This is a genomic window from Stenotrophomonas sp. 278, assembly GCF_003935715.1.
Taxonomy (GTDB): Bacteria; Pseudomonadota; Gammaproteobacteria; order Xanthomonadales; family Xanthomonadaceae; genus Stenotrophomonas; species Stenotrophomonas maltophilia_AH.
Genome location: NZ_RHPP01000011.1, coordinates 26,476 through 46,871 on the forward strand (window position 1 = coordinate 26,476; position 20,396 = coordinate 46,871).

The window sequence follows — 20,396 nt, forward strand, 5'->3', positions numbered from 1 at the left end:
CAGAAACGAAAAAACCCGCTTGCGCGGGTTTGATCATTTACTGAGTCATGGTGCCCAGGAGAGGACTCGAACCTCCACGAAGTTGCCCCCGCTAGCACCTGAAGCTAGTGCGTCTACCAATTCCGCCACCTGGGCGACTCAGGAGACGAATTGTGCGGGAGAACCTCGAATGTGTCAACAACATTTCGCAATCAACACCCACATCGATTGAGCGTTGCGCAGAAACGAAAAAACCCGCTTGCGCGGGTTTGATCATTTACTGAGTCATGGTGCCCAGGAGAGGACTCGAACCTCCACGAAGTTGCCCCCGCTAGCACCTGAAGCTAGTGCGTCTACCAATTCCGCCACCTGGGCGACTCAGGCCGCGAATTATGCGGAAGCATTCGGGGGCTGTCAACGGATTTTGGCATACTCGTTTGACCACGACCGCTTGGATCTCCGATGACCACGCCCGTCCTGCACGTCCACCCGCTGTCGTCCTGCTGCCAGAAGGTGCTGATCGCTGCCCGTGTGCTCGGCGCGACACTGGAAGAGCGCTTCCTGAATCTTGGCGACCCTGCTGTGCGTGCGGCCTTTGCCGAGATCTCGCCGATGGGCAAGATGCCGTTGCTGGAAGATGGCGATCGGCGCGTGGCTGAAACCAGCATCATCATCGAGTACCTGCAACTGCATCTCGCTACCGAAGGCGCGCCGCTGATTCCGGCAAGCGCCGATGCCGCCCTCGACGTGCGCTTCTGGGATCGGTTCTCTGATTTCTACGTCATGACCCCGATGCAGGCGTTGACCGCCGAAAGGCTGAAGCCGGACGGGCAGGGCAGCGAGGCTGCGGTGGCCGACGCCCGGCAGATGCTGTTGAAGAGTTATGCCGTGCTGGATCGTCAGCTGCAGGGCGGCGGTTGGCTGGCCGGTGCTGCGTTCTCGATGGCGGACTGTGCGGTCGCGCCGGCGCTGTTCTATGCGGTGGCTTATGTGCCTTTGCCGGAAGAGGCAACGCAGTTGCAGGCGTACTTCGAGCGCCTGATGGCGCATCCGGCAGTGGCGGCCGTGGTGGATGGCGCGCGGCCGTGGTTCAAGTATTTCCCAGGGCGCGATGGGTTGGCGCGACGGTTTTTCGACCCGGATGGCTGATACCAGAAACGAAAAAACCCGCTTGCGCGGGTTTTTAACGTTGGTGCCCAGGAGAGGACTCGAACCTCCACGGTTTTACCCGCTAGTACCTGAAACTAGTGCGTCTACCAATTCCGCCACCTGGGCGTTCCAGAGCCGGCAATTCTGGGCATGTCCGGGCCGCTTGTCAACGCCTTTTTTCACTTTCTTCACAAAACTGCATACGTGTCGTTGATGACCCGTTATGCACACCGTCAGCGGTTACCATGGAGGTCAATGAAAACGAAGAAACCGACCCGGGGCGCGAAAGCCCCCAAGTCTCCAGCCCCGAAGAAGGGTGCTGGTCCGTCGGGCAAGTCCCGCGCCGCTGCCAAGCCTGGCAAGCTGCCGCCCTGGATGCCCGAGTCCCTGCAGAATCCCGCCCCGCCGCGTAGCGGCAAGCGTGCCGGCCCCAAGCCGGGCACCGGGGCCCCCGCACCTACCCGCCGCAATCCGCACCCTCAGGCTGCAAGTGGCGGCTATGACGACCCGTTCGCCGCGCGCGAGGCCGAGCGCTATGCCCAGCCCATCGCCAGCCGCGAGGCCATTCTGCAGCTGCTGGACCGCTGCGACGGCCCGCAGACCGCCGAGGAAATCGGCGCGCAGCTGGGCCTGACCGAACCCGACCGTGCCGACGCGCTGGGCAAGCGCCTGGGCGCGATGGTCCGTGACGGCCAACTGGTGCAGAACCGCCGCGGCGGCTTCGCCCCGGTGCAGGCCACGAACCTGATCACCGGCGTGGTCATCGCCAACCCGGAAGGGTTTGGCTTCCTGCGCCCGGTGGAAGGCGGCGACGACCTGTTCCTGGCCCCGTATGAAATGCGCAAGGTGCTGCACGGCGACCGCGTGCTGGCGAACGTGACCGGCATCGACCGCCGCGGCCGCCGCGAGGGCAGCATCGCCCGCGTGCTCGAGCGTGGCATGACCCGCCTGATCGGCCGCTTCAGTGTGGAGTTCGGCATCAGCTATGTGGTGCCTGACGACAAGCGCATCCAGCGCAACGTGCAGATTCCGCCCGACCAGACCGGCGACGCCCGCGACGGCCAGCTGGTGGTGTGCGAACTGACCCAGGCTCCGGACACGCGCCGCCCGCCCATCGGCCGCATCATCGCGGTGCTGGGCGACAAGCTCACCGCCTCGCTGGTGGTGGAAACCGCCATCCACGGCCACGAGCTGCCGTTCGAGTTCCCGCAGGAAGTGCTGGACGAAGCCGCGGCGGTGCCGCTGACGGTGGAGCCGGGCATGATCGGCGGTCGCGTCGATCTGCGCAGCACGCCGCTGGTGACCATCGACGGCGAGGACGCCAAGGACTTCGACGACGCGGTTTACTGCGAACCGAACGAAGACGGCTTCCGCCTGGTGGTGGCCATCGCGGACGTCTCCAACTACGTCCGCCCCGGCACCCCGCTGGACGAGGAGGCGCAGAAGCGCGCCACCTCGGTGTATTTCCCGGGCTTCGTGGTGCCGATGCTGCCGGAGACGCTGTCCAACGGCATCTGCTCGCTGATGCCCAAGGTCGACCGCATGTGCTTCGTCTGCGACATGCAGGTGGGCCGCGATGGCGAAGTGGCGCACTCGCGCTTCTACGAAGCGGTGATGAATTCACATGCGCGCCTGACCTACACCCAGGTCTGGCAGGCGGTGGGCGAGAACGATCCGGCCGCACGCGCGGCGATCGGTCCGCTGCTGCCGCAGGTGGAACGCCTGCACCAGCTGTACAAGGTGTTTGCCAAGGCGCGGACCAAGCGCGGTGCGATCGAGTTTGAAAGCTCGGAAGTGCGCTTCATTCTCGACAACACCGGCCAAGTCACCCAGGCCGGCATGCTGGTGCGCAACGACGCGCACAAGCTGATCGAGGAATGCATGATCGCGGCCAATGTGCAGGCGGCGCGCTACCTGATCAGCAAACATGTGCCGGCCCCGTACCGTGACCATGAGAAGCCGCCGGAATCGAAGTTTGAAGACCTGCAGGAGTTCCTGAAGGAGTTCAAGCTGAGCCTGCCGCCGTATGCCAAGGTGCAGCCGGGCGACTACACCAAGCTGTTGAAGAAGGTGCGCGAGCGCCCGGATGCGGCGCTGCTGGAATCGGTGCTGCTGCGCAGCCAGAGCCTTGCAGTGTATTCGGCGGAGAACCTGGGCCACTTCGGCCTGGCGCTGGATGCCTACGCCCACTTCACCTCGCCGATCCGCCGCTACCCGGACCTGCTGGTGCACCGCGCGATCAAGTACGCGCTGACCGGCAAGCCGGTCGACAAGTACCTGTACACCCAGCGCGAAATGGCCAAGCTGACCCTGCTGTGCTCCGAGCGCGAACGCCGCGCCGACGAGGCCGAGCGCGAGGTCGACGAGCGCTACCGCGCGGCGTGGATGGAAAAGCACGTCGGCGGCAAGTTCGACGGCGTGATCAGCGGCGTGACCAGCTTCGGCCTGTTCGTGGAGCTGGACGAGTCCAAGGTCAATGGCCTGGTGCATGTCACCCAGCTGCCGCACGACTATTACCAGTTCGACGCCACCCGCAAGACGCTGACCGGCGAGCGGCGCGGTACCAGCTACCGGCTGGGCGACCGGGTGCGCATCCTGGTGCTGAAAGCGAGCATGGAAGAGCGCAAGATCGACTTCCGCCTGGTCGAAGAAAAGGACGATCCGGTGCCGGAGCTGCCGCCCCGTGGCCAGCCGGCCAAGCGGCAGAAGCAGAAGTATTGATGGATGGTCGGTGCGTGCCCACCAACGGTGGGCACCTACCGGTAGGTACCGACCGTTGGTCGGTACGCCACGAAACGGAGGCCTCACCCATGAACCCCGTTCCCGAATTCTCCGGCGGCTGCCAATGCGGCGCGATCCGCTTCCACGTCCGCGGCGCGCTGCCGGATCGTTCCATCTGCCACTGCCGCATGTGCCAGAAAGCCTTCGGTGCCTACTACGCGCCGCTGGTGTCGGTACGTGGTGCGGACTTCCAGTGGACCCGCGGCGAGCCGCGCCGGTTCCAGTCCTCCAACCACTTTCGTCGGGGCTTCTGCGCCGACTGCGGCACGCCGCTGACCTACGAAGGCGAGGACGGCATGGCGGTGGCAGCGGGGGCCTTCGACCAGCCTGAACGGCTGCCGCCGACCGTGCAGTACGGTACCGAGTCGAAGCTGCCGTTCGTCGACCATCTGGAAGGCCTGGAGGTGATCCTGGCCGAGGATGACCCGGACGCGGAGCGGCTGGCCACATTGGTGTCCCACCAGCATCCGGACCGGGATACGGCGCGCTGGCCACGGTGACACCCCGCAGCCGGGCAGAGCCCGGCTCTACGTCGGCATCCACGGTATCCCCGGCAAGGCCGCCGCCGATGCTCTACCATTACCCCCCCCTGCCCGGTTCCGCCCCCTGCAATGAGCAAACAAAGCCAGTGGATCGTCGGCGTCAACGCCGTCGCCTCCTCGATTGAAAACGATGCCGAGAACGTCCGCGAAGTGCTGATCGAGGCCGGCGCGAAGAATCCGCGGCTGACCGAGATCGAGGAAAACGCGCGTCGCAAGGGGATCGACGTGCGCCGGGTGAACACCCAGGCGCTGGACGGCGTGGGCGGTTCGGTGCGCCACCAGGGCGTGGCCGCGCGCTATGCCGCCGCCCGCACTTACAGTGAAAACGAGCTGGAAGGGCTGGTCACCGCCGCCGAGGGCAAGGCCCTGCTGCTGATCCTCGACGAGGTGCAGGACCCGCACAACCTGGGCGCGTGCCTGCGCAGCGCCGCTGCTGCAGGGGCCACGGCGGTGATCATTCCCAAGGACAAGTCGGCCACGGTGAATGCCACCGTGCGCAAGACCTCGGCCGGTGCCGCCGACCGCATTCCGGTGGTGGCGGTGACCAACCTGTCGCGCTGCCTGAAGGACCTGCAGAAGCAGGGCGTGTGGATCTACGGTCTGGCCGGTGAGGCCACCGCCTCGCTGTATTCGATCGACCTGAAGGGCAACGTGGCCCTGGTGCTGGGCGGCGAAGCCGACGGCCTGCGCCGCCTGACCCGCGAAAACTGCGACGGCCTGGTCAAGATTCCGATGCCGGGCGACATCGAAAGCCTGAATGTGTCGGTGGCGGCTGGCGTGAGCCTGTTCGAGGCTGTCCGCCAGCGCGGTTGAGGTAACACGCGTAGAGCCACGCCCTGCGTGGCTGCTCTCCGTTCGGCACCGCGAAGCCACGCAGGGCGTGGCTCTACGACGCGTTGGCGCTGCCCCCCAATGCCTTGAACAGCGTCACATCGTTGATCAACTGACGCTGCTTCACCGACGCCAACGACAGCTCTGCATCGCGCCGCGTCTGCTGCGCCTCCAGCCACGTGCGCAGGTCGGTCGCGCCCACGCGATAACGCACCTCGTACATGCGTTCGATCTCCACCGCCTCGTCATATGACGCCTGCGACGCCGCCACCTGCGTGGCGAACTGGGTGCGCGCGGACAACGCGTTGTCCACCTCGGAAAGCGCGGTGTACAGCGTGCTGCGGAAGTTGTTGGCGGCAATCTGGTAGTCCGTGCCCGCTACCTTGGTATCCAGCTGCGCCTGGCGGATGTTGAGGAACGGCAGCGACAAACCGGCCCCGAGCGTGACCACTGGATTTCTCAGCACATCCGACAACGACGTGGCGCTGCTGTTCACCCCGCCGCTCAGGCTCAGCGCCGGGTAGTAGCTGGTGGCGGTGACCTTGATGTTCTTCAGGCTGTTGCGCAGGCGCAGTTCGGCGGCGCGAAGGTCCGGACGGCGGCCGAGCAGTTCGGCCGGCAGACCCTCGGCCAGTGGCGGGCTGCCGATGCTTTCCAGCACCTGCGGTTCGTCGGCCTGCGGCCAAGGCTGGCCATCCAGCAGCACGGTCAGGGCATTGCGCGCCACCACCCGCTGCTGCTCCAGCGCGCTTTGTGCCGAGCGCTGCGCTTCCAGGCTTTGGCTGGCCTGGCGTACTTCCAGCCGCGACACCGCACCGGCGTCAAAACGGGCCTGGACCAGTTCGCGGGTGCGTTCCAGCCGTTCCAGATTGGCCTGGCCGGCGGCGATGGACTGGTTGAGGAAGGCCAGCGTCCAGTACTGCGTGGCGACGTCGCTGATCACCAGCAGCGCGGTGTTCTGCAGGTCTTCCTCAGTCGCCTGTGCTTCCCATTGGGCGATGTCGCGCTGGGCGCGCAGCCGACCCCACAGGTCGATTTCCCACTGCAGGGACACACCAGCCGAACTGCCGCGGTTCCAGTCCGCGCTCTGGTCAATGGCGCGGCTTCCGTTGCTGCTGACGCTGCCGGAGGGCTGTGGCCACAGATTGTTTTCGGCCAGTCCGGCCTGCAGGCGGGCACGCTGCACCGCCAGACCTGCAGAGGCCAGGTCGCTGTTCGCCTGCAGGGCGCGTTCGATGACCCGGTCCAGGCGCGGGTCCTGGAAGCCGGTCCACCAGGTGTCCTGGCGAACGTCGGTGCGCGCGACTTCGGCGCTGGGCGTGCTGGTTTCAGTGGGCGCGTTGATCTGCGCATCGCCACGGCCATAGGCGGCCGGGACCGTCGGCGCATCCACCTGGTAATGACCGGTGCTGGCGCAGGCGGAAAGGAGCAGGGAAACAGAGGCCGCCAGTATGTAGAGCCGGGCTCTGCCCGGCTGCGTCTGCGCGGGGGGCTGCGGTGCCGGGCAGAGCCCGGCACTACGGGGCCGCTTCTGCACGTGGGTCTGGCTTGTCGGGCAGAGCCCTTCAGTACGGGACATGTTCATTCGCGGGCCAACGCCTCCACGGGATCAAGTTGGGCTGCATTGCGAGCCGGAAGAAAACCAAACGCCACGCCGATCAGGCTGGAGCAGGCGAACGCCGCCACGATCGATGCGGTCGAGAAGAGCATCTGGAAGTCGGGTGCGAACTTGCCGAACAACCACCCGACCAGCAGCGACAGCCCCACGCCCAGCAGGCCGCCGAGCAGGCACACCAGCACCGCCTCGATCAGGAACTGCTGGCGGATGTCGCTCTGCCGCGCGCCCACCGCCATGCGTACGCCGATCTCGCGGGTGCGCTCGGTGACCGACACCAGCATGATGTTCATCACCCCGATCCCGCCGACCAGCAGCGCGATGGCGGCGATGGCGCTGATCAGCAGGGTCATCGTACGGGTGGTCTGCTCGATGGTCTCGCGGATCTCGGCGCTGTTGCTGAGGAAGAAGTCCTCGGTGCCGTGGCGCATGATCAGCAGCTTGGAGATGGCCGCCTGCGCCGCATCCATCGGCGTGGCGTCGTCGACCCGCACGGTGATGCTGGACACGTGGCTCTGGCCGAGCATGCGCGACATCACCGTGGTGTAGGGCACCCACACGCTCAGGTTGGTGCTGCCGCCGAAACCGAAGCTCTGCGGCTTGGCCACGCCGACTACCCGCACCGGCACGTTGCCGAGCAGGATCACCTGGCCAATGGGGTCTTCACCATTGGGGAAGAACTGCGTGCGCGTGTTTTCGTCGATCACCGCCACCTGCGCCAGCCCCTTGATCGCGTCGGCCTGGAAGAAGCTGCCGGCACTGAGGGTCACGCCCTTGACGCGGAAGTACTGCTCGCCCACTCCGCTGACCTGGGCGGTGGCGGACTGGTTGCGGTAACGGGCGGTCACCGAGGACGACACGCTGGGCGTGGCGCTGTCGATGTAGCTCTGTTTTGCCAGCGCATCGGCATCGCTGGCCTTGAGCGTCTGCACCCGCCCCGAACGCATGTCACCAAAGCCGCGCCCGGGGTAGACGTCGATGGTGTTGGTGCCCAGCGCGCTGATGTTCTGCAGGATCTGCTGCTGCGAGCCATTGCCCAGCGCCACCACCGAGACCACCGAAGCAATGCCGATGATGATGCCGAGCATGGTCAGGAACGTGCGCAGGCGATGCGCGTTCATCGCCAGCAGGGCCATGCGGAACGCTTCGGTGAAGCGGTCGCGTGCAGCCCGCCAGCTGTTGCCCTTGCCGGCGGCCACGGTCGTGGCGCGCTGCGCACGGTAGTTCGCGGCCTTGTCGTTGGCGCGGTCGGCGATGATCTCGCCGTCGCGGATCTCGATGATCCGCTGCGCGTGCTCAGCCACGCTCATGTCGTGGGTGACGATGATGATGGTGTGGCCTTCGGCATGCAGCTCGCCGAGGATGCCCATCACTTCCTCACCGGACTTGGTGTCCAGCGCACCGGTGGGTTCGTCGGCCAGGATCACCTCGCCGCCGTTCATCAAGGCACGCGCGATCGACACACGCTGCTGCTGACCGCCGGACAGCTGGCCCGGCTTGTGCTGCATGCGGTCGCCCAGGCCCAGCCGCTGCAGCAGCTGCTCGGCGCGGGCGCTGCGTACGGTGGCCGGGCTGCCGGCATACACCGCCGGCACTTCCACATTGCCCCGCGCGTCGAGGTCGCCCAGCAGGTGATAGCGCTGGAAGATGAAACCGAAGTGCTCGCGGCGCAGTTCGGCCAGCTCGTCCGGCAGCATGCGCCCGGTCTCGCGCCCGGCCACCTGGTAGCTGCCGCGGGTGGGGCGGTCCAGGCAGCCGAGGATGTTCATCAGGGTCGACTTGCCCGAGCCCGACTGGCCGACGATGGCCACCATTTCGCCGGCGGCGATGTCGAGGTTGACGTCGCGCAGCACCGCGATGGTCTCATCGCCAGCGGGAAACTCACGGCGCAGATCGCGCAGCCGCAGCAGTGGCGGGGCGGGGGAGGGGCCTTTCATCGGCGCGGCCCCATGCCCGGCCCGCCCATGCGCATCTGCGGGCCGCGGTTGCCGCTGCTGCTGGCAGCAGCGGTCCCGCCTTCGCCGACCACGACCTTGTCGCCTTCCTTCAGGCCGGACTGCACTTCGGCATTGGCCCCGTTGTTGATGCCGATCTTGACCTTGCGCGGTTCCGGCATGCCGTCGGCGTTGACCACCCGCACCATGTACTGGCCGTCACGGCTCTTCGGACCCAGCGCCACCGACGGCACGGTCAGCACGCCCTTGGCCTGCTTGAGCATCACCGACACCTGTGCGGTCATGTCGATGCGCAGGGTGCCGTCCGGATTTTCCACGTCGAACAGCGCGTTGTAGTACACCGCCGAGCTGGAGCTGGAGCTGCTCGAACTGGAGCTGCTCGAACTTTCATTGGCGATCGACGACGGGGCTGGATTGATCTGGCGCAGCGTGCCGTGGTACTTGCGGTCCGGGTCACCCAGGGTGGTGAAGTACACCGGCATGCCGGCCTTGATCTTGACCACGTCGGCTTCGGACACTTCGGCATTGACCGTGACCAGGTCCAGCCGTGCCAGCATCACGATGGTCGGCGCGGTCTGGTTGGCGTTGACGGTACGGCCTTCTTCGGCCACCACTGCGACCACGGTGCCGTCCATCGGCGCGGTGATACGGGTGTAGGCCAGGTTGGCGCGCGCGGTGCCCAGCTCGGTCTCGCGCCCCTTGATCTGCGCGTCGTACGACTGGATCTGCGCACGCGCGGTCTTCAGTTGAGCCTCGGCGGTGTCGTACTCGGCGCGCGAGGTGGCTTCGGCTTCCAGCATCTGTTTCTGCCGGGCAAACTCCAGCTCGGCCTCGCGCAGGCTGGCCTGCTGCACGGCGCGCTGTGCACGCACCTGTTCCAGCGACGCCTCGGCGTTCTGAACCTGGTTCTGCTGGGTGGTGGCGTCGATCTCGGCGATCAGGTCACCTTCCTTGACCGTGTCGCCCAGCTGCACCTTCAGTGACTTGATCTGGCCCGAGGCCTGCGCGCCGACGCTGACCAGCTTGTAGGCATCGATCACGCCGGTGGCTTCGACCGTCTGTTCCAGGTCGCCGCGGGTGACCGGGCTGGTGGCGAGCGTGGGCGCGGCCGGCTTGCGCAGGGTCCAGGCGACAACCCCGGCCACGACGACGGCGGCGATGATCAGCAGCAGCATGCGGCCGCGGCGGGTGGTAGGCAGGCGGGGCTTCACGATGGGGGCTCAACTCGACAGGCCGGCACGCGGCGTTGTCAGCATTGTGAAGAGCACACCCGACGGGCTCAACGCACGGTGTGTAACCGCCTGTAACCAGCGCCGAGGAAAAACATGTCGCCGTGTATCGTGCGCAAGGCTTGAAACACGCCGACGCAAACCCGAGGATGCGGTTCAGCTCCCGACAGGGGATCATGGACGCATGGAGACCACACCCACGATGCAACGCCTGTTGATCGTCGACGACGACAATGACATCCGCCAGCTGCTGGCCGAGCAGCTGGGCCGTGCCGGCTACCAGGTCAGCACCGCCAGCGACGGCCACGGCATGCGCCAGGTGCTCGAACGCGAGCACGTCGACCTGATCGTGCTGGACCTCAACCTGCCGCGCGAAGACGGCCTGACCCTGTGCCGCGACCTGCGCGCGCGTTCCAGCACGCCGGTGATCATGCTGACCGCGCGCAGCGAGCCGATCGACCGGGTGCTGGGCCTGGAAATGGGCGCGGATGATTACCTGGGCAAGCCGTTCGAGCCGCGCGAGCTGCTCGCCCGCATCCGCAACGTGCTGCGCCGGACCGAGGCGCTGCCGGCCAACCTGGAACCGCTGGCGATCCGCCGTGCGCGCTTTTCGCAGTGGACCTTCGACCTCGAACACCGGCACCTGGTCGACCCGGACGGGCGCGTGGTGGTGCTGTCCGGGGCCGAGTTCCGCCTGCTGCGGGTGTTCGTCGGCCACGCCAACAAGGTGCTGTCGCGCGAGCAGCTGGTCTCGCTCAGCAGCGGCCGCAACTACGAGTCACAGGACCGGGCCATCGACCTGCAGGTCAGCCGCCTGCGCAACAAGCTCGGCGATGACGGCGGCAGCGACGGCCTGATCAAGACCGTGCGCAACGAAGGCTACGTGCTGGCCACCGCGGTCACCCTGGAATGAGACGCCTGCGCGGCTTCTTCGCCTCGATGGTCGGGCGGCTGTTCCTGATCCTGCTGCTGGGCATGAGCGTGGCCGCCATTGGCGCGACCATGCTGGCCGGTGCCAAGCGCCAGCAGGAGTTCGAGCGGCAGAACCTCAACCGGCTGGCCGACCGCCTGCAGGGCTTCGTCAACCTGCTCGATGGCGACCCCGAACTGCGTGACCGGCTGCTGCAGGTCGGCGGCCCGGCCGTGCGCAGCCTGCCCGAAGACGCCCGCATGGGCCGCGAGGACAGCGCCTTCATGGCGGTGCTGGGCGACCGTCCCGGTGCGGTGGCACACGCCACGGTGCACTTCACTTCGTTCCGATCCTGCCTGCCCAAAGCGCAGGAGCTGCTACCGCCGCCGCCACCGCCGCAGGCGCGACGCAAACCGCCGCATGAGCGCGATCCCGCCTTCATTCCGCCCAAGTGCCGAGCGGTGCAGCTGCCGCTGAGTGACGGCACCCGCCTTTCGCTGGCGCTCGAATCGCCGGCGGTGGCGCATAACGGCATTCTGGCGGTGGACCCGCTGTTCCTCACCCTGCTGGTGCTGGCGATCGGCGTGCTGGCCTACGTGGTCGCACGCATGGCCAGCGCCCCCCTGCAGCGCCTGGCCGCCGCCGCGACCGCGCTCGGCGATGACCTGCAGCGCGAACCGATGCCGGTCACCGGCCCGCTCGAGGTGCAGCGCGCCGCCGAAGCCTTCAATGCCATGCAGACCCGCCTGCAGCGCACCCTGGGCGAACGTACCCAGATGCTGGCGGCGATCACCCACGACCTGCAGACGCCGGTGACCCGGCTGCGCCTGCGCCTGGAAAACGTGACCGACGATGCCCTGCGCGAGCGCCTGATCGCCGACCTGGCGGCGATGCAGGCGCTGATCCGCGAGGGTCTGGAGCTGGCGCGCAGCTCGGAAAGCGCCGAGCAGCGTGCCGCGCTGGACCTGGATTCGCTGCTGGAGAGCATCGTCGAAGACGCCGCCGAAGCCGGGGCCGATGCCCGTTTCGTGCAAGGCAGCGGGGCGGTGCTGATGCTGCGACCGCTGGCCATGCATCGGTTGTTTTCCAATCTGGTCGACAACGCGATCAGCTATGGCCACAGCGCCCAGGTCCGGGTGGAGCAGGGCGCGGCCGGGGTGACCGTGCGCGTGCGTGACCAGGGGCCGGGGCTGGCCGAGAACGAGCTGGAGGCGGTGTTCGACCCCTTCGTGCGGTTGGAGACCTCCCGTTCGCGCGAGACCGGCGGAGCCGGGCTGGGACTGACCATCGCCCGCGCACTGGCTGAAAAAGACGGGGCCCGGCTGACCCTGCGCAACGTGCCCGAAGGCGGGCTGGAGGCCGTGGTGCACTGGCCGTCGCCACCGTGGGCGCAGGCGCAGCGGCCCGGCTGAGCATTCACGCAGCAAAGGGCCGCCGTTTTGCCTACTATTGGCAACCCCACGCCAGCTTCTGCTGCATGAGCGCGCCCCTTTTCGCCGGCGCCCCCGCGTGACGCGCCAGAACCGTCTTCCGCCGAGCCCGTGCGGATGACGGAACGGGGGCGCGGCACCCGGTGGCGGCCGGTACAACCTGAGACCCTGCGGCAGTGCCTGCTGATGGCGCTGCTGTGGTTGTGCCTGTTCGTGGCCGGCCCCGGGGCGGTGCTGGCCCAGGATGGACCGCCGCCGCTGCGCGATTACGCCATCGATGTGTGGACCTCGCGCAACGGCCTGCCGCACAACTCGCTGCGCGACATCGCGCAGACCCCGGAGGGCCACCTGTGGTTCGCCACCTGGGAAGGGCTGGTGCGCTACAACGGCCTGGATTTCACCGTGTTCGACCGCAGCACCCGCCCGGGCCTGCGTGACAACGGGGTCGGTGCGTTGTACGTGGACCGCAACGGCGGGCTTTGGATCAGTGATTCGCGCGGCAACATCACCCGGCGCAGCGCCGACGGCCGCTGGCAGGTGTTCGAGCGCAAACCGCCGGCCCCGCAGGTGCTGATCCAGGCCATGCAGATGGACAGTCACGGCAAGCTGTGGCTGCTGTATGAGGGCAACGGGATCGGCACCCTGGCCCCGAACGGGCAGTTCCAATACGAAGCGCCCCCGGCCGGCGTACCGATGGCGCTGAGCTTCACCAAGCTGGTGGTCGACGCGCAGGACCGGGTATGGGTGGGCACGCTGGACGGGCTGGTGGTGCGCGGCACCGACGGTGTGCTGCGACGAGCGCCGGAAAGTTTCGGCCTCGGCCGCGGACTGGTCTGGCCTTACCGCGCCCCTGACGGGGTGCTGTGGATCGTGGCCGGCGACCGCATCTACCGGATGCAGGACGGTGTGCCCGAACTGCAGCATCGGCTGACAGGTATCCAGCACATCACCGCGATGCTGCAGGACCGCCACGGTGACCTGTGGCTGGGAACCGAGAACCAGGGCCTGGTGCGGCTGTCGCGCCACGGGCTGGAGCGCCTGCCGGCGGGATTGAACCTGCCCGGCGGACGCGTGGTGAGCCTGCGCGAAGACGCTGAGGGCAGCATCTGGGTCGGGGCCAACGGGGGCCTGTACCGGCTGCGCGAAACCCTGTTCAGCAGCTTCACCGAACGCGACGGGCTCAGTGGCGACTACGTGCGCACCGTGCTCGAAGACCGCCAGCGACAGGTGTGGGTGGGCAGTGCCAGTGGACTGGACCGGCGCGACGCGGACGGGGTGTTCCATCCGGTCGGACTGCGCAACAGCGGCGGCAAACCGCCCTCGGTCCTGAGCCTCGCCCAGGGCCGCAATGACGACCTCTGGGCCGGCACCTTCGGCGACGGCATTTTCCAGCTCGACGCACAGGGCCGCACCCTGCGCGAGTTCGGCGCAGCCGACGGCGTGCCAGGCGGCAACATCCGTGCGATCAGCGTCGACCGCAACGGCGTGGTATGGGCCGGCACCCAGAAGGGCGTGGCGCGCATCGAGTCCAACCGGGTCACGGTGCCGGCGGTGCCGGGTATGCCAGGCGGGCTCATCACCGCGTTGGCGCACGACGGCGAAGGTGACCTGTGGATCGGCACCATCGAAGGCGTCCGCGTGCTGCGCGGAGACCACGTGCAGTCCATCGACCTTGCGGCGCTCGGTGGCGGGCGCAGCGTGTTCGGCTTCCAGCAGGTCGGTGATGCGATGTGGATCAGCACCGACCGCGGCCTGTACCGCTACCAGGACGACCGCCTGGCCCGCGTCGGGCTGGAGCAGGGCATGCCCGTGGACACGGTGTTCCAGCTCGTACCGGACCGCGTTGGCAACGTCTGGATCAGCAGCAACCGCGGCGTGCTCCGCACTGACATGGCCATGCTCAACGCGGTGGCCGACGGGAGCCTTCGCCGGATCGAGGTCGAGCACTACAACGAAATTGACGGCATGGCCAATTCACAGGCCAACGGCAGTTCCGGGCCGTCGGCGATCCTGCGCCAGGACGGTACGTTCTGGGTGGTCACCGCAGGCGGCCTGAGCACGGTCGATCCGCTGCGCCTGCAGCGCTTCCGCGAACGCCTGGCACCGCCGGCGGTGATCGAGTCGGTGCTGGTCGACGGCGTGCCGCTGCACTGGCAGGGCAACAACCACAACACGCTTCCAGGCGGCGGACGACTGAGCATCAGCTACGTCGGCCTGAGCTATCTGATGTCCGAGCGGATCCGTTACCGCACCCGGCTCGACGGACTGGACAGCGGCTGGATCGAGCGCGGCCAGCAGCGCAGTGTCGAGTTCATCGGCCTGCCGCCGGGCGACTACACCCTGCATGTTTCGGCCGCGCATCCGGGCGGCACCTGGAGCGGCAGCGAGGCGACCTGGTCGTTTACCGTCGAACCTTTCCTGTGGCAGCGCCGCAGCGTGCAGATCATCGGTGGCCTGTTGCTGCTGGCCGGTCTGATCGCGCTGTACCGCTATCTGATCGACCGCTACAAGGCCAGCAACCTGCGCCTGGCACGCAAGGTTGACGAGGCGACCCGCGACCTGCAGGCGCAGACCGCCAGCCTGCAGGCCTTGAACGAGGAAAAAACGCAGCTGGCTGACCGCCTCAGGCTGCAGTCCGAACAGTTTGAGCGGCAGGCACGCGAGGACGCGCTGACCGGGCTGCCCAACCGCCGTGCCTTTGACGAGACGCTCGCGCGTGACTTCGCGCGTTCGCAGCGTAGTGGGCATCCGCTGTGCCTGGTGGTGCTGGACATCGACCACTTCAAGGAAGTGAACGACACCCACACCCACAGCGTGGGCGACGTGGTACTGGTGGAGGTGGCGCGTCTGATCGCCTCGGCCTGCCGCGATTCGGACATGCCGGCACGTACCGGTGGCGAGGAGTTCACCCTGCTGCTCAACGATACCCGCCTGGCTGAAGCGGCACAGGTCTGTGCCCGCCTGCGCGGACTGTTCCACGATCACCCGGACTGGGCAGGCATTGCCGGCCTGAAGGTAACCTTCAGTGCAGGCCTGGTGGAGCTGGATGCCGGTGATCGCACGCCGATGCTGCTCTATCAGCGTGCGGACCGGGCGCTGTATCGCGCGAAGAGCGAAGGTCGCGACCGAACCGCGATCGGTTGATCCGGCCTTACGCCCGCGGCCAGGCGTTGGCGATGGTGCAGAACAGCTTGGCGGTCTGTTCGGTGTCATACACGGCGCTGTGCGCCTCATTGGCGTCCCAGCCCAGCCCGGCGGCAGTCGCCGCACGGGCCAGCACGGTCTGGCCGTAGGCCACGCCGGCCAGGGTGACGGTGTCGAACACGCTGAACGGATGGAACGGGTTGCGCTTGTGCCCGACCCGGTTCACCGCCGCGTTGACGAAGCCCAGGTCGAAGTGCGCGTTGTGCCCGACCAGGATCGCGCGCTGGCAGCCGTACTTCTTCATCGCCGCGCGGATCGGATTGAACACATGGTCCAGTGCATCGTGTTCGCTCTTCGCCAGCCGGAACGGGTGGTCGAGGATGATGCCGGTGACCTCCAGCGACTTCGGATCGATCTCCAATCCTTCCGCCGGCACCACGTGCGCACTGGCGGTCTGGCCCGGGTACAGCAGGCCCTCGTCGTCCATTTCAATGGGCACGGCGGCGATTTCCAGCAGCGCGTGCCGGTGGCAGTCGAAGCCGCCGGTTTCCACGTCCACCACCACCGGCAGAAAACCACGGAAGCGGGTCGCCATCAGGCGTTGGCCGACAGACGGCGTAGCAGCAGCGTCCGCCGGCGTGGCGGCGGACGGGGGCAGGGGAATGGTCATGGTCTCAGTTTAGCAGAGGGCATGTGGCCGCCTGCTTCATGTCGCAGGCGTCGGGTCCGCAGCGCCGATGACCCCGGTCGCCAGCAATTGCGCCAGCAGGGCGCGGCCGTCATCTTCAAGCAGTGCAGGGGGCACACCCTGCTGCTCGGCAAGGGCGTGCAGGTGCGTCTGGCCGGACTGCGGTGCCGCGCTGCCGATCTGTTCCAGCAGTTGCCAGGCCAGTGCGCTGAGCTGCGAAAACACCACCTCGCCGCTGGCCACCCGCCGCGCCAGCAGGAAGGTTGGCTGCGCTGGGGGCAGGGCAGGCTGATGCGCGGCCCCGAGCTGATGCACCGGCCAGCGATAGCCCAACGGCCACGCCAGCGGCGAGCTTTGCAGTGCCCTCTGCCAGGGATCGAATCCGTCCGGCGACGCCGGCAGGGGCAGGCCCAGGCTGCCCTGTAGTGCCTGCTCCACCCATTCGTAGTGCGCCAGTTCGGCCAGGAACGGACGCGGCAGCGCGTCGGCGTGCTGCAGCCAGCCGACGAACTCGGCCGCCACCTCGGTGAACAACGGCGACACGCAGCGGTGCTCGGCGAAGTAGCGCCGGCACAGCGCATCCCATTCCGCGTCCTGCAGTACCTGCAGCACGACCGGGAAGCTGCCGGCCAGCAGGCCGCGCAGGTTGTTGAACAACAGTTCGCGGTAAACCTGCAGGCGGGCCTCGTCGAGGCCGGCTGGCGCTGGCTGGTGTTCCGGGTCACGCAGGTGGGCGCTCAGCGCATGCTGCTGCGCGCGCAGTACGGTGCTCATGCCGACACCGTCTGCAGAATGTGGCGCATCTGCTGCAGTTCCTGGCGCAGTTCCGCATATGGGGGGAAATTGAAGTCGCGCTCCAGCAGCGCCGGGCGCGGGCCAAACCGTGCGCGGGCATGGTGCAGCAGATCCCACACCGGATCGATCACCGGGCTGCCGTGGGTGTCGATCTTCACCGGGCCGCCGTCGTCAAAGTGCCCGGCCACGTGCAGGCAGACAATCCGTTCGGCGGGCAGCCCGGCGATGAAGGCGCTCGCGTCGAAGTGGTGATTGCTGGCGTTGACGTACACGTTGTTGACGTCCAGCAGCAGGTCGCAGTCGGCCTCATCCAGCACCGCGCAAGTGAACTCGAGCTCGCTCATCGCCGCATGCGGTGTGAGATAAGTGGAGACGTTTTCCACCGCGATGCGCCGGCCCAGCCGGTCCTGCACCTGGCGGATGCGCGCGGCGGTGTGGTGCAGGGCCTCTTCGGTGAACGGCAGAGGCAACAGGTCGTACAGGTGGCCGTCGTCGCTGCAGTAGCTGAGGTGCTCGCTGTACAGCCGTACGTTGTACCGGTCGAGGAAACGGCCGACCTGGTCGATGAACGCCATATCCAGCGGCGCACTGCCGCCCAGCGACAGCGACAACCCGTGGCAGGTCAGCGGATAGCGCGCGCTGAGCGCTGCCAGCCGTTCGGCCCACAGGCCGCCCAGCCCGATCCAGTTTTCAGGAGCACATTCGAGGAAATCCAGATCGCCGGCCGGGGCCTTTTCCAGGTCGTCGAGCAGTGCCCGGCGCAGCCCGAGCCCGACCGCTGCTGCAGGGAGCGGCGGCGGGTCAGTGCGAAGCACCGCACTTGCCTTCGCCGCACTTGCCCTCGCTGCCCTTCTTTGCCGCTGCCGGCTTGGGCGCGGCCTTTCTGTCCTTGTCGGCACCGCATTTGCCTTCCCCGCACTTGCCTTCGGTCGGCGTCTTCTCGGCGGGCCTGGCATGGCGGGTACCGCACTTGCCTTCGCCACACTTGCCCTCGGCGGCTTTGGTTTCGGCCTTCGGTGCGGCCTGCGCGGCCAGCGCGTAGCCCTGCACCAGGTCGGTCATGGTCAGCGCCGAGGCGCTGCCGGCCAGGCCGAGGCCGCCGGCGATGGCTGCGCAGGTCAACAGGGAAACACGCTTGGTGGAGACGGTCATAGGAACTCCGGGTGGTGGATGCTGCGCAAGGCAGACGGACGCTCGAAGCATGCCGTAAAACGCACAACGCCGGGAGGTCCCGGCGTTGTGCAGTGCGCGCATGATCCACCGATCAGCGACCGTTGAGCACCACATTGGCGATGAGGCCGGTAGCCACGGCAATCAACACATAACGCCCATCCACCTGACGCCATTCCTGCCCGCGTGCCGGGGCACGCAGTCCGTGGCGATGGTAATCGCGCACGTAGCTGCCACGGTAGTCACGCGGCAGGTAGCCGCCGCGCTTGGGCGGTGCCTTGTAGGCGTGGCCGTGCCAGCGGCTGCGGTGATCGTCGCGGTGGTCGTGGCGGGTGTCATGACGCTCGTAGCGGTTGCGGTCGTCATGATGGCCGGGGGCGGCGAAGGCAGAGCCGGTGGCAGCCAGCAGACTCAGGGCGAGCGAGGCGGCGATCAGTCGTTTCATGGCAATCCCTCTGGGTGCGACGCGTCGGTTGGAACGCAGGTCCAGAGTGGGATTTTTTTGCTGAATAGGGAATTAAAAAGGCCGATACCGTGGTATCGGCCTGTAACGGCATGTAACGTGCGTGCGGTTCTGGTCAGATCTGACCGGTGCTGCTGGTCTCGTCACGCTTCTCGCGGGGCGGCAATGCCTGCTCGCCGTGCACCAGGAACCACACGTTCTCGGCGATGTTGGTGGCATGGTCACCCACGCGTTCCAGGTTCTTGGCCATGAACAGCAGGTGGGTGCAGGGGGTGATGTTGCGCGGATCTTCCATCATGTAGGTCAGCAGCTCGCGGAACAGCGCCGTGTACTGCGCGTCCAGCCGGGCGTCGTCATCGCGCAGTGCCAGTGCCGCCGCTGCGTCGTTGTCGCGGTACGCTTCGATGGCACGGCGTACCTGCTGCGCCGCCAGCCGGCCCAGCGCCCGCAGGCCCTGGATCTGCGGCAGCGGCGGGGCCTTGCTGAGCGCGATCGAGCGCTTGGCGACGTTGGCCGCGTAGTCGCCGATGCGTTCAATGTCAGCCGGAATGCGCAGACCCGCCAGGATCTCGCGCAGGTCGCGTGCCATCGGCCCACGCAGCGCCAGGCGCATCACGTCGTGGCTGATCTGCTGTTCCAGCGCGTCGATGGCTTCGTCGTTGGCGATGATGCGCTGGGCGGCGTGGTCGTCACGCTTTTCGATGACGTCCATCGACGCTTCCAGCTGGGCGACGGCCATCTCGCCCATGCGCACGATCTCGGCCACCAGCCGCTGCTGTTCTTCGTCGTAGCTCTTGACGATGTGGTCGTTGGGAATGCTCATGATCGGTTTCCGTAGAGCCGGGCTTGCCCGGCTGAATGATGGGGAATGCCTTAACCAAACCGCCCGGTGATGTAATCCTCGGTCTGCTGCTTGTTCGGCTGCGAGAAGATCACTTCAGTGCGGTCATGTTCAATCAGGTCACCCAGGTACATGAAAGCGGTGTAGTCCGATACACGCGCCGCCTGCTGCATGTTGTGGGTCACGATCACGATGGTGTAATCGTGCTTGAGCTCTTCCACCAGCTGCTCGATGCGGCTGGTCGAGATCGGGTCCAGTGCCGAGGTCGGTTCGTCCAGTAACAGCACGTCCGGGCGCAGGGCCACGGCACGGGCGATGCACAGACGCTGCTGCTGGCCGCCGGAGAGACCCAGCGCGCTCTGGTTGAGCTTGTCCTTCACTTCATCCCACAGCGCACCCTGACGCAGTGCCTGCTCCACGCGGACATTCATGTCTGCCTTGGACAGCTTCTCATGGTGGCGGATGCCGTAGGCCACGTTCTCGAAAATGGTCATCGGGAACGGCACCGGCTTCTGGAACACCATGCCGACCTTGCTGCGCAGGCGGTTCATCGGGTACTTCGGCGACAGGATGTTCTCGCCGTCCAGCAGCACTTCACCCTTGGCTTCCAGCTTCGGGTACAGCGCGTAGATGCGGTTGAAGATGCGCAGAAGGGTGGACTTGCCGCAGCCGGAAGGGCCGATCAGTGCGGTCACGCGCTTTTCGGGGATCTCCAGGTGGATGTCCTTCAGCGCGTGGAACTTGTCGTAGTAGAAGTCCAGGCCACGGGCGGCCAGCTTGATCGGAGCCGGGTTGCCGAGGGATTCGTGCGAGGCCGGGACCGCGATGCGCTGCATCGGCACGGCATTGGTGAGATCGTTCATGGCGATGTCCG

General features: G+C 67.1%; 17 protein-coding genes and 3 tRNA genes. 7 read left to right on the plus strand and 13 right to left on the minus strand.

Annotated features, from left to right (window positions below; all coding sequences use genetic code 11):
- Positions 1-48 precede the first annotated feature (48 nt).
- Both EGJ34_RS03505 and EGJ34_RS03510 read right to left on the minus strand, forming a co-directional pair.
- Positions 49-135, minus strand: a tRNA-Leu gene (locus EGJ34_RS03505).
- Between the two features lie 132 nt (positions 136-267).
- A tRNA-Leu gene (locus tag EGJ34_RS03510) sits at positions 268-354 on the minus strand.
- Between the two features lie 87 nt (positions 355-441).
- Here EGJ34_RS03510 and EGJ34_RS03515 point away from each other — a divergent pair.
- Positions 442-1,128 carry a glutathione S-transferase family protein gene (locus EGJ34_RS03515; RefSeq protein ID WP_125359151.1) on the plus strand — a complete coding sequence of 229 codons (687 nt, stop codon included), beginning with the start codon at positions 442-444 and terminating at the stop codon, positions 1,126-1,128.
- Between the two features lie 41 nt (positions 1,129-1,169).
- On the opposite strand, the gene EGJ34_RS03520 is transcribed toward EGJ34_RS03515, so the two are convergent.
- Positions 1,170-1,254: transfer RNA gene (locus EGJ34_RS03520), tRNA-Leu, on the minus strand.
- A gap of 129 nt (positions 1,255-1,383) precedes the next feature.
- Here EGJ34_RS03520 and rnr point away from each other — a divergent pair.
- The 3 genes from rnr (at position 1,384) to rlmB (ending at position 5,264) form a co-directional block, all read left to right on the plus strand.
- Entirely contained in the window at positions 1,384-3,849 is a 2,466-nt protein-coding gene (gene rnr / locus EGJ34_RS03525) for a ribonuclease R (RefSeq protein ID WP_125359152.1), read from the plus strand.
- Between the two features lie 89 nt (positions 3,850-3,938).
- Complete coding sequence (locus EGJ34_RS03530) at positions 3,939-4,409, plus strand: GFA family protein (RefSeq protein ID WP_125359153.1); 471 nt, start codon at positions 3,939-3,941, stop codon at positions 4,407-4,409.
- A gap of 111 nt (positions 4,410-4,520) precedes the next feature.
- The gene (gene rlmB, locus EGJ34_RS03535; protein WP_125359154.1) at positions 4,521-5,264 is read left to right on the plus strand and encodes a 23S rRNA (guanosine(2251)-2'-O)-methyltransferase RlmB; all 744 of its coding nucleotides are present in this window, start codon (positions 4,521-4,523) and stop codon (positions 5,262-5,264) included.
- A 73-nt stretch (positions 5,265-5,337) separates the two neighbouring features.
- On the opposite strand, the gene EGJ34_RS03540 is transcribed toward rlmB, so the two are convergent.
- Genes EGJ34_RS03540 through EGJ34_RS03550 form a run of 3 tightly spaced genes read right to left on the minus strand, consistent with a single transcriptional unit; the run spans position 5,338 to position 10,027 of the window.
- On the minus strand, positions 5,338-6,861 hold the full coding sequence (locus tag EGJ34_RS03540; RefSeq protein ID WP_125359155.1) for a TolC family protein: 1,524 nt from the start codon (positions 6,859-6,861) through the stop codon (positions 5,338-5,340).
- A 2-nt stretch (positions 6,862-6,863) separates the two neighbouring features.
- Entirely contained in the window at positions 6,864-8,834 is a 1,971-nt protein-coding gene (locus EGJ34_RS03545; protein WP_125359156.1) for a MacB family efflux pump subunit, read from the minus strand.
- A complete protein-coding gene (locus EGJ34_RS03550) occupies positions 8,831-10,027 on the minus strand; it encodes an efflux RND transporter periplasmic adaptor subunit (RefSeq protein WP_125359170.1) in 1,197 nt (398 codons plus the stop codon). Before EGJ34_RS03550 ends, EGJ34_RS03545 begins: the two co-directional genes overlap by 4 nt.
- Positions 10,028-10,265: 238 nt before the next feature.
- On the opposite strand from EGJ34_RS03550, the gene EGJ34_RS03555 reads away from it, so the two are divergent.
- From EGJ34_RS03555 to EGJ34_RS03565, 3 genes are all read left to right on the plus strand, one after another.
- Positions 10,266-10,994, plus strand: a complete 729-nt coding sequence (locus EGJ34_RS03555) for a response regulator transcription factor (protein ID WP_125359157.1) — start codon at positions 10,266-10,268, stop codon at positions 10,992-10,994.
- On the plus strand, positions 10,991-12,403 hold the full coding sequence (locus EGJ34_RS03560) for an ATP-binding protein (RefSeq protein ID WP_125359158.1): 1,413 nt from the start codon (positions 10,991-10,993) through the stop codon (positions 12,401-12,403). Before EGJ34_RS03555 ends, EGJ34_RS03560 begins: the two co-directional genes overlap by 4 nt.
- Positions 12,404-12,607: 204 nt before the next feature.
- Positions 12,608-15,565, plus strand: a complete 2,958-nt coding sequence (locus EGJ34_RS03565) for a ligand-binding sensor domain-containing diguanylate cyclase (protein WP_260476890.1) — start codon at positions 12,608-12,610, stop codon at positions 15,563-15,565.
- Positions 15,566-15,572: 7 nt separating this feature from the next.
- On the opposite strand, the gene rnt is transcribed toward EGJ34_RS03565, so the two are convergent.
- The 7 genes from rnt to pstB form a co-directional block, all read right to left on the minus strand.
- Positions 15,573-16,160, minus strand: a complete 588-nt coding sequence (rnt, locus tag EGJ34_RS03570) for a ribonuclease T (protein ID WP_125359171.1) — start codon at positions 16,158-16,160, stop codon at positions 15,573-15,575.
- A 111-nt stretch (positions 16,161-16,271) separates the two neighbouring features.
- Positions 16,272-17,027, minus strand: a complete 756-nt coding sequence (locus EGJ34_RS03575; RefSeq protein ID WP_125359160.1) for a putative DNA-binding domain-containing protein — start codon at positions 17,025-17,027, stop codon at positions 16,272-16,274.
- On the minus strand, positions 17,024-17,863 hold the full coding sequence (locus EGJ34_RS03580) for a DUF692 domain-containing protein (protein ID WP_260476891.1): 840 nt from the start codon (positions 17,861-17,863) through the stop codon (positions 17,024-17,026). Before EGJ34_RS03580 ends, EGJ34_RS03575 begins: the two co-directional genes overlap by 4 nt.
- Positions 17,850-18,200, minus strand: a complete 351-nt coding sequence (locus tag EGJ34_RS22660) for a hypothetical protein (protein WP_260476892.1) — start codon at positions 18,198-18,200, stop codon at positions 17,850-17,852. The genes EGJ34_RS03580 and EGJ34_RS22660 overlap by 14 nt, the downstream gene beginning before the upstream one ends.
- 112 nt (positions 18,201-18,312) lie before the next feature.
- Positions 18,313-18,663: an RcnB family protein gene (locus EGJ34_RS03585; RefSeq protein WP_125359162.1), complete on the minus strand. Its 351-nt coding sequence runs from the start codon at positions 18,661-18,663 to the stop codon at positions 18,313-18,315.
- A 133-nt stretch (positions 18,664-18,796) separates the two neighbouring features.
- A complete protein-coding gene (gene phoU / locus EGJ34_RS03590; protein WP_125359163.1) occupies positions 18,797-19,504 on the minus strand; it encodes a phosphate signaling complex protein PhoU in 708 nt (235 codons plus the stop codon).
- 50 nt (positions 19,505-19,554) lie between these two features.
- A complete protein-coding gene (pstB, locus tag EGJ34_RS03595) occupies positions 19,555-20,385 on the minus strand; it encodes a phosphate ABC transporter ATP-binding protein PstB (protein WP_125359172.1) in 831 nt (276 codons plus the stop codon).
- Between the last annotated feature and the right edge of the window lie 11 nt (positions 20,386-20,396).

What these genes read in the sequence shown, in the direction of transcription:
- EGJ34_RS03515 (WP_125359151.1), top strand. Translation starts at nt 442, where the DNA reads ATGACCACGCCCGTCCTGCACGTCCACCCGCTGTCGTCCTGCTGCCAG.
- rnr (WP_125359152.1), top strand. Translation starts at nt 1,384, where the DNA reads ATGAAAACGAAGAAACCGACCCGGGGCGCGAAAGCCCCCAAGTCTCCA.
- EGJ34_RS03530 (WP_125359153.1), top strand. Translation starts at nt 3,939, where the DNA reads ATGAACCCCGTTCCCGAATTCTCCGGCGGCTGCCAATGCGGCGCGATC.
- rlmB (WP_125359154.1), top strand. Translation starts at nt 4,521, where the DNA reads ATGAGCAAACAAAGCCAGTGGATCGTCGGCGTCAACGCCGTCGCCTCC.
- EGJ34_RS03540 (WP_125359155.1), bottom strand. Translation starts at nt 6,861, where the DNA reads ATGTCCCGTACTGAAGGGCTCTGCCCGACAAGCCAGACCCACGTGCAG.
- EGJ34_RS03545 (WP_125359156.1), bottom strand. Translation starts at nt 8,834, where the DNA reads ATGAAAGGCCCCTCCCCCGCCCCGCCACTGCTGCGGCTGCGCGATCTG.
- EGJ34_RS03550 (WP_125359170.1), bottom strand. Translation starts at nt 10,027, where the DNA reads ATGCTGCTGCTGATCATCGCCGCCGTCGTCGTGGCCGGGGTTGTCGCC.
- EGJ34_RS03555 (WP_125359157.1), top strand. Translation starts at nt 10,266, where the DNA reads ATGGAGACCACACCCACGATGCAACGCCTGTTGATCGTCGACGACGAC.
- EGJ34_RS03560 (WP_125359158.1), top strand. Translation starts at nt 10,991, where the DNA reads ATGAGACGCCTGCGCGGCTTCTTCGCCTCGATGGTCGGGCGGCTGTTC.
- EGJ34_RS03565 (WP_260476890.1), top strand. Translation starts at nt 12,608, where the DNA reads ATGGCGCTGCTGTGGTTGTGCCTGTTCGTGGCCGGCCCCGGGGCGGTG.
- rnt (WP_125359171.1), bottom strand. Translation starts at nt 16,160, where the DNA reads ATGGCGACCCGCTTCCGTGGTTTTCTGCCGGTGGTGGTGGACGTGGAA.
- EGJ34_RS03575 (WP_125359160.1), bottom strand. Translation starts at nt 17,027, where the DNA reads ATGAGCACCGTACTGCGCGCGCAGCAGCATGCGCTGAGCGCCCACCTG.
- EGJ34_RS22660 (WP_260476892.1), bottom strand. Translation starts at nt 18,200, where the DNA reads ATGACCGTCTCCACCAAGCGTGTTTCCCTGTTGACCTGCGCAGCCATC.
- EGJ34_RS03585 (WP_125359162.1), bottom strand. Translation starts at nt 18,663, where the DNA reads ATGAAACGACTGATCGCCGCCTCGCTCGCCCTGAGTCTGCTGGCTGCC.
- phoU (WP_125359163.1), bottom strand. Translation starts at nt 19,504, where the DNA reads ATGAGCATTCCCAACGACCACATCGTCAAGAGCTACGACGAAGAACAG.
- pstB (WP_125359172.1), bottom strand. Translation starts at nt 20,385, where the DNA reads ATGAACGATCTCACCAATGCCGTGCCGATGCAGCGCATCGCGGTCCCG.